The sequence below is a fragment of the Pseudomonas sp. SDO5591_S426 genome (assembly GCF_054070755.1).
This window is the reverse complement of record NZ_JBSVXD010000247.1, coordinates 1-6,857: the sequence shown is the minus strand read 5'-3', so window position 1 is coordinate 6,857 and position 6,857 is coordinate 1. Positions and strand designations below refer to the sequence as shown.

Sequence of the window (6,857 nt, the reverse complement as noted above, 5' to 3'; positions counted from 1 at the left end):
ATCAAAGTCAAAAGATCGCAGCCTTCGGCAGCTCCTACATCGATTGCGGCGTTAGTACCCGACAGTAAACCGCTTCCGCGAATACTTCGGTGTTGCCACTTCGTCGAGTATCGCAATCGCATAGTCCGCAAATGTGATCCAGCTGCGCCCTTCGCTGCTCACCAGTAAATCATCCTGACCGGCGCGGAAATTTCCGGTGCGCTCGCCTTCGACAAACTCGGCCGATGGCGACAGGAACGTCCAGTCCAGATCCTTTTCTTCTCGCAGCGTTCCTAGAAACTCGGCACCGGCGCTGGCCTCCGCTTTGTAAGCCTCAGGGAAACCTGCGCTATCGATCACTCGAGTGCCATCAGGCAACAACAGCGAACCGGCACCACCCACCACCAGCAGGCGTTTGACCCCAGCCTTTTTCACCGGCCCGACCACGGCGCTGGCGGGCAGCGTGGCGAAATGCGCCGCGCTGATCACCACGTCATGACCGGCGATAGCTGCCTGCAATGCGCTGGCATCGAGCGCGTCGACATTACGGGTCACCACTCCTGCACGCTGACCGATCTTCGAGGTATCGCGAGCGATGGCGGTAACGCTGTGACCGCGACGCAGGGCTTCTTCCAACAGTTGGCTACCGGCACGACCGGTGGCACCGATGATTGCGATTTTGCTCATGAACTTCTCCAGTGGATTGAACAGCGGGTTACCACTTCATCTCGCCCTTGGCGACTTTGGCACTCAGCTCCAGGGAGCTTTCTTCGCCCAGCGTCGGGAAGCGTTTTTTCATCGCCGCGATCAGCGCAGCAGAGTCTTTGGCCTTGGCGGTTTCTTCGTCGAAGGCCTGGATGTAATCGGCGGTGAACTGCACAGCGGCCAACGAGCGGGCGCTCTCGCCGAGGTAATGACCGGGCACGATGGTTGTCGGTTTCAGGGTTTCGATCGAATGCAGCGTAGCCAACCAATCGGCATGGGACTGCGCCGTTTGCGTGTCGGCCATCCACACATGGATGTTTTCCGCCACGACCACGCCACCGACCACGGCCTTGATCGACGGAATCCACACGAAGCTGCGATCCGGTTGTTTGCCCTCCAGGCCGACCACCTGCAACTTCTGCCCTTCGAGGATCAGGCTGTCACCCTTGAGCACGTCCGGCACGATGGTTTTGGCCGGTACGTCGGCACCCATTTTCGGGCCCCAGAACGCCAGTTTGCCGTTGACGGTTTGCTTGATGTGATCAACGGTCGCCTGCGAAGCAAGCACCTTGGCCTTGGGGAATGCGGCGGTCAGGGTGTCGAGGCCGAAGTAGTAATCCGGGTCACCGTGGCTGATGTAAATGGTGGTCAGTTGCTTGCCGCTGGCGCGGATTTTTTCCACCACCTGTTCGGCCTGGGATTTGCCGAATTGCGCGTCCACCAGGATCGCCTCTTTCTCGCCGCTGACCAGTACCGAGGTCACCGGGAAAATCGCTTTCTCTCCGGGGTTGTAGACATCCAGCGTCAACGTCGATGCGCTCGCGTGGGTGGCAAAACCGAGCGTGGTGGCGAGGAAAACGCGTTTAAGTGAGGTGAAGCCGATCATGTGTTGCTCCGTGGTTCAGGTGCCATGCATGGCGATGGACCAGAGCTTAGTTGCCTGACTCAGTACAAAAAATGCGATGCTTGAACATAGTTTGTTTCTGAAATCGGGCAAATCATGGATCGTCTACAAGCAATGCGCGTGTTCGTCACGGTGGTCGACCTCGGCAGCCAGTCGGCCGCCGCCGATCATCTGGAGCTGTCGCGGCCAGTGGTTTCACGGTATCTGGCGGAGCTGGAAGACTGGGTCGGCGCACGCCTGATGCATCGCACCACCCGCAAATTGAGCCTGACCGCCGCCGGCAGCGAAGTGCTGCCGCGCTGTCGACAGATGCTCGATTTGTCCACCGACATGCAAGCCGCCGTCAGCGTCCCGGAGGATGCCCCGCGCGGGCTGCTGCGGATCAGCGTCAGCACTTCGTTCGGCCAGGCGCAACTGGCCGACGCCATGGCCGCCTACGTCAAATGCTATCCGGGCGTCAGCATCGACATGCAGATGCTCGACCGCACAGTGAACCTGGTGGATGAGCGCATCGACCTGGCGATCCGCACCAGCAATGACCTGGACCCGAACCTGATCGCCCGTCGGCTGACGGTCTGCCGCTCAGTGATCTGCGCCTCCCCTGCCTACCTGCGCGAGCATTCGACACCGCTGCGGGTCGAGGACTTGAGCCAGCACAACTGCCTGACCCACTCCTACTTCGGCAAAAGCCTGTGGCATTTCGAGCAGGACGGCGAACAGGTCTCGGTGCCGGTGCAGGGCAACATCAGCGCCAACGAGGCCACTACCCTGTTACGCGCAGCGATGGCTGGCGCCGGAGTGGCGATGCTGCCCACTTATCAGGCCGGCGTGCACATCCACAGCGGCGAACTGGTTCGTCTGTTGCCCTCGGCCGAGCCTCGGCAGATGAACGTGTACGCGGTGTATGCCTCACGCAAGCACATGCCGGCGGCGCTGCGCAGTTTGCTGGATTTTCTGGTGGTGAGGTTTCCGGAGGAACCGGAATGGGATATCGGCCTATAACCCGTTCCCTTGTAGGAGCTGGCGGAGCCTGCGATCTTTTGATCTTGCTTTTCAGAAGCAACAAAAAACAACATCAAAAGATCGCAGCCTTCGGCAGCTCCTACACAACTCCCCCACCCTGACCTATGCTCAAAGTAATACCGAAGGGTATTCGTTCAGAGGTCAACGCCATGAACATCAAAACAAGAAGGTACCTCGCGATTTTCATCACCTGCGCGGTTACGCTCGGGTTGTATGGCGCGGCAGCCTGGCGCGTGGAGCAGTTGCGCAACCTGCCCCGTGAGTACGCCAGCTGCAATTTCGAGCGTTGCATTCCCCACAACGCGACGCTCAACGCCCTCCGTTAGCGAAGGGGTCAGGCCTCGTTGTCCTGATCGGCCTTCAAACGGTCGCGGAACGCCTTTGGCGAGATTCCCACCCGGCGCCGGAACAGGCGCGTGAAGTTGGTCGGATCCGAGAAGCCCAAAACGTCGGACATTTCATAGATGGTCATGCTGGTGTAGGTCAGCAAGCGCTTGGCCTCCAGCAATTGACGCTCGTGCATGATCTGCAACGCCGGTTGCCCCGCCAGTTCACGGCAAGTGCCATTGAGGTGGGACACGGAAATCCCCAGCCGATGGGCCAGGTCTTCGACCTTGACGTGTTGCCGATAGGTCTCTTCCACCAACTGAATGAACCCGTTGAGGTATTCCCGGGCACGTTGCGGTCGTTGCGTGGCTGAACGTCGCTGGATTACCTGACGGCTGACCCACACCATGATCACGCTGACCAGCGAATGCATGAGCATTTCCCGCGCCGGTTGGTGGCTGGTGTATTCGTTCTGCAACGCACTGAACAGGCTGTTCAGGTACTCGGCGTCAGTGCCGGCCGGATAGCTTTCCGCTTGGGCCAGCGCATTCACCGAATGCCCGAGTTGCGCTTGAAGATGGGCGATCAGCGGCGCGGCCAGGGTGACCACGAATCCTTCGACATCCTCGGAAAAACGGAAACCGTGCACTGACAGCGGTGGCAGGATCTGGATGGCCGCTTGAGTCAATTGCGTACGCTGGCCTTCGATTTCAAGCTCTGCCTGACCTTTGAATACGAAGAGCAACTGGCATAAATCGGCGTGACGGTGAGGTTTGATTTCCCATTGATGTTCGCGGCTGCGTTTGGAGATGGTTTCACAGTGCAGCAAGTCCGGGGTCGGCCAATCCAGGCTTTCACCGTAGAGCTTGAACACTGGAATCGAAGGCAGGTCAGGCTTGTTCATCACTTCAATCCAGGCCTCGGAATAGATGACGGGCGATAATCGCACCGATTGGCAGAATGTACAGGTATCGGCTCAGTTTTCACCTTCAATTGACAGACCCGCAAGGGAAAAATGCAAGCACTCGATCCATAAAAATTATCCACAGACCCTGGTCGCGTGGAGCTTGCGAGTCATAAAAACAATGAAAACGCTGAAAACCCAAGTTGCCATCATCGGTGCCGGTCCTTCCGGTCTACTGCTCGGACAATTGCTGCACAACGCCGGCATCGACACCCTGATTCTCGAACGCCAGACGCCGGATTATGTACTCGGGCGCATCCGTGCCGGTGTGCTTGAACAAGGCATGGTAGAGCTGTTGCGCCAGGCCGGTGTGAGTCAGCGCATGGACGCTGAAGGACTGGTTCATGGCGGCTTCGAACTGGCCCTCGACGGGCGCCAGGTGCACATCGACCTGCAAGCCCTCACCGGGGGCAAAACCGTGATGATCTACGGCCAGACCGAGGTCACCCGGGACCTGATGGCCGCTCGTCAGATCGCCGGCGCGCAGACCCTCTACGAGGCGAGCAACGTCGTTCCCCACGGCATGAAAACCGACGAAGCGTTCGTGACCTTCGAAAAGGACGGCGAACACTATCGCCTCGATTGCGACTACATCGCCGGCTGCGACGGCTTCCATGGCGTGGCGCGGCAATCGATTCCCGCCGAGAACCTGAAGGTGTTTGAACGGGTCTATCCGTTTGGCTGGCTGGGGATTCTTGCCGATACTCCACCGGTGCACGAAGAGCTGGTCTACGCCCGCCACAAACGCGGTTTTGCCCTGTGCAGCATGCGTTCGACGACGCGCACTCGTTACTACCTGCAAGTTCCGGCCGATGAAAAAGTCGAAGACTGGTCCGATCAACGCTTCTGGGATGAACTCAAAACCCGTCTGCCGCAGAAGTTGGCGGACAATCTGGTGACTGGACCGTCCATCGAAAAAAGCATCGCGCCGCTGCGCAGCTTCGTGGTCGAACCGATGCAGTACGGCCGGATGTTCCTGGTCGGCGACGCCGCACACATTGTCCCGCCCACCGGCGCCAAAGGTCTGAACCTGGCGGCGAGTGACGTCAGTACGTTGTTCAACATCCTGCTCAAGGTTTACCGCGAAGATCGCCTTGATCTGCTGGAGAAGTACTCGGAAATCTGCCTGCGCCGGGTGTGGAAAGCCGAGCGGTTTTCCTGGTGGATGACCTCGATGCTGCACCGTTTCGAGGATCACGATGCCTTTAGCCAGCGCATCACCGAGTCGGAGCTGGAATATTTCATCGACTCCGAGGCGGGTCGAAAAACCATTGCAGAAAATTACGTCGGGCTTCCTTATGAGGCTATCGAATAGCCTGCTACCGACTTACACTGGCGAGCATCCCCGCTCGCCCTTGCCTCGTGCGGGTCAATCACTGCCCGCAGGTTCTTCCGTGACCAATCTCAACCAGCCTGAAACGCCCAAACCGGCCATCCGCAGCGTGTTGATCGCGCTGATGCTGGCGATTTTTCTCGGTGCTTTGGACCAGACCATCGTCGCCGTGTCGATGCCAGCCATTTCCGCGCAATTCAAGGACGTCAGCCTGCTGGCCTGGGTGATTTCCGGTTACATGGTGGCAATGACCGTAGCGGTGCCGATCTACGGCAAACTCGGCGATTTGTACGGACGGCGCAAGTTGATGCTGTTCGGCATGGGTTTGTTCACGCTGGCGTCGTTGTTCTGCGGCATGGCGCAGAGCATGGAGCAATTGGTGCTGGCGCGAATTATCCAGGGCATCGGCGCCGGCGGGATGATCTCGGTGAGCCAGGCAATCATCGGCGACATCGTGCCGCCACGCGAGCGCGGTCGCTATCAGGGTTACTTCAGCAGCATGTACGCGGTGGCCAGCGTCGCCGGGCCGGTGCTTGGCGGCTACATGACTGAATACTTGTCCTGGCGCTGGGTGTTCCTGATCAACCTGCCGCTGGGCCTGGGCGCGTGGCTGGTGGCCAATCGCACACTGGTCGGCCTGCCGATTCCGCAACGCAAACCGATCATCGATTACCTCGGCACCCTGCTGATGATCATCGGCCTGACGGCGTTATTGCTGGGCATCACCCAGGTCGGCCAGGGCCATTCGTGGCGCAGCGCCGAGGTCTTGGGGTTGCTTGCCTGTGCGGTGGTGGTGCTGGGGCTGTTCGTCGTGCATGAGCGACGGGCGCGGGAGCCGTTGTTGCCCATGCATTTGTTCGCCAACCGCAACGCGATCCTGTGCTGGTGCACGATTTTCTTTACCAGTTTCCAGGCGATCTCGTTGATCGTGCTGATGCCGCTGCGCTTTCAGAGTGTCACCGGCGCCGGCGCCGACAGCGCCGCCCTGCACTTGCTGCCACTGGCGATGGGCTTGCCGATTGGTGCTTATTTCGCCGGCCGCCGCACTTCCGTGACCGGCCGCTACAAACCGATGATCCTGACCGGCGCCGCGCTGATGCCAATCGCGATTCTCGGCATGGCCTTCAGCCCGCCCCAAGCCTTTTTGCTCAGCAGCCTGTTCATGCTGCTGTGCGGTATATCGTCGGGCATGCAGTTCCCGACTTCGTTGGTGGGCACGCAGAATTCGGTGGAACAACGCGACATCGGCGTCGCCACCAGCACCACCAACCTGTTCCGTTCGCTGGGCGGCGCGGTGGGTGTGGCGTTGATGTCGGCGCTGCTGCTGGCGCTGTTGCAAGACTCCAGCTTCGCGCACCTGGCCGGCTCGGCGCTGATTGCCGAAGGGCATTCCGGGAATGTTTTGCTTGATGGTTTGAACGCTGCGCCGGGTGACGCGCAAGACGCTTTGCGTGCGGAGTTGCTGTTGACCTTCCGGCATTTGCTGATGGTCAGTGCAGCGGTGTCGTTGTTGGGGCTTGCAGCGGCTATTGCGATGCCGAACATGTTGTTGCGCGGCAGGGAAGACAAGGTTCGTTAAAAGCAAAAGATCGCAGCCTGCGGCAGCTCCTACATTGGAATAC

General features: G+C 59.5%; 7 protein-coding genes. 4 read left to right on the top strand and 3 right to left on the bottom strand.

Annotation, left to right across the window (positions count from 1 at the left end; genetic code table 11):
• Positions 1 to 51 precede the first annotated feature (51 nt).
• Both ACW9JC_RS27505 and ACW9JC_RS27500 read right to left on the bottom strand, forming a co-directional pair.
• Positions 52 to 666 carry an NAD(P)-dependent oxidoreductase gene (locus ACW9JC_RS27505; protein ID WP_457458955.1) on the bottom strand — a complete coding sequence of 205 codons (615 nt, stop codon included), beginning with the start codon at positions 664 to 666 and terminating at the stop codon, positions 52 to 54.
• A gap of 28 nt (positions 667 to 694) precedes the next feature.
• Entirely contained in the window at positions 695 to 1,570 is an 876-nt protein-coding gene (locus ACW9JC_RS27500; RefSeq protein ID WP_457458953.1) for an MBL fold metallo-hydrolase, read from the bottom strand.
• A 114-nt stretch (positions 1,571 to 1,684) separates the two neighbouring features.
• Between ACW9JC_RS27500 and ACW9JC_RS27495 the strand changes: the two genes are divergently transcribed.
• Positions 1,685 to 2,590 carry a LysR family transcriptional regulator gene (locus ACW9JC_RS27495; protein ID WP_457458951.1) on the top strand — a complete coding sequence of 302 codons (906 nt, stop codon included), beginning with the start codon at positions 1,685 to 1,687 and terminating at the stop codon, positions 2,588 to 2,590.
• Positions 2,591 to 2,760: 170 nt separating this feature from the next.
• Positions 2,761 to 2,937: a hypothetical protein gene (locus ACW9JC_RS27490; protein WP_162837843.1), complete on the top strand. Its 177-nt coding sequence runs from the start codon at positions 2,761 to 2,763 to the stop codon at positions 2,935 to 2,937.
• Positions 2,938 to 2,945: 8 nt separating this feature from the next.
• Here ACW9JC_RS27490 and ACW9JC_RS27485 read toward each other — a convergent pair whose 3' ends face one another.
• A complete protein-coding gene (locus ACW9JC_RS27485) occupies positions 2,946 to 3,842 on the bottom strand; it encodes a helix-turn-helix domain-containing protein (protein WP_457458949.1) in 897 nt (298 codons plus the stop codon).
• A 190-nt stretch (positions 3,843 to 4,032) separates the two neighbouring features.
• Here ACW9JC_RS27485 and pobA point away from each other — a divergent pair, with 190 nt between their 5' ends.
• Both pobA and ACW9JC_RS27475 read left to right on the top strand, forming a co-directional pair.
• Positions 4,033 to 5,217, top strand: a complete 1,185-nt coding sequence (gene pobA / locus ACW9JC_RS27480; protein ID WP_457458957.1) for a 4-hydroxybenzoate 3-monooxygenase — start codon at positions 4,033 to 4,035, stop codon at positions 5,215 to 5,217.
• 79 nt (positions 5,218 to 5,296) lie between these two features.
• On the top strand, positions 5,297 to 6,814 hold the full coding sequence (locus tag ACW9JC_RS27475; protein WP_338582715.1) for an MDR family MFS transporter: 1,518 nt from the start codon (positions 5,297 to 5,299) through the stop codon (positions 6,812 to 6,814).
• Positions 6,815 to 6,857: the final 43 nt, after the last annotated feature.

Excerpts from the sequence above, each read along its gene's own strand:
- ACW9JC_RS27495 (WP_457458951.1), top strand. The coding sequence starts at position 1,685 with ATGGATCGTCTACAAGCAATGCGCGTGTTCGTCACGGTGGTCGACCTC.
- ACW9JC_RS27490 (WP_162837843.1), top strand. The coding sequence starts at position 2,761 with ATGAACATCAAAACAAGAAGGTACCTCGCGATTTTCATCACCTGCGCG.
- ACW9JC_RS27500 (WP_457458953.1), bottom strand. The coding sequence starts at position 1,570 with ATGATCGGCTTCACCTCACTTAAACGCGTTTTCCTCGCCACCACGCTC.
- ACW9JC_RS27505 (WP_457458955.1), bottom strand. The coding sequence starts at position 666 with ATGAGCAAAATCGCAATCATCGGTGCCACCGGTCGTGCCGGTAGCCAA.
- ACW9JC_RS27485 (WP_457458949.1), bottom strand. The coding sequence starts at position 3,842 with ATGAACAAGCCTGACCTGCCTTCGATTCCAGTGTTCAAGCTCTACGGT.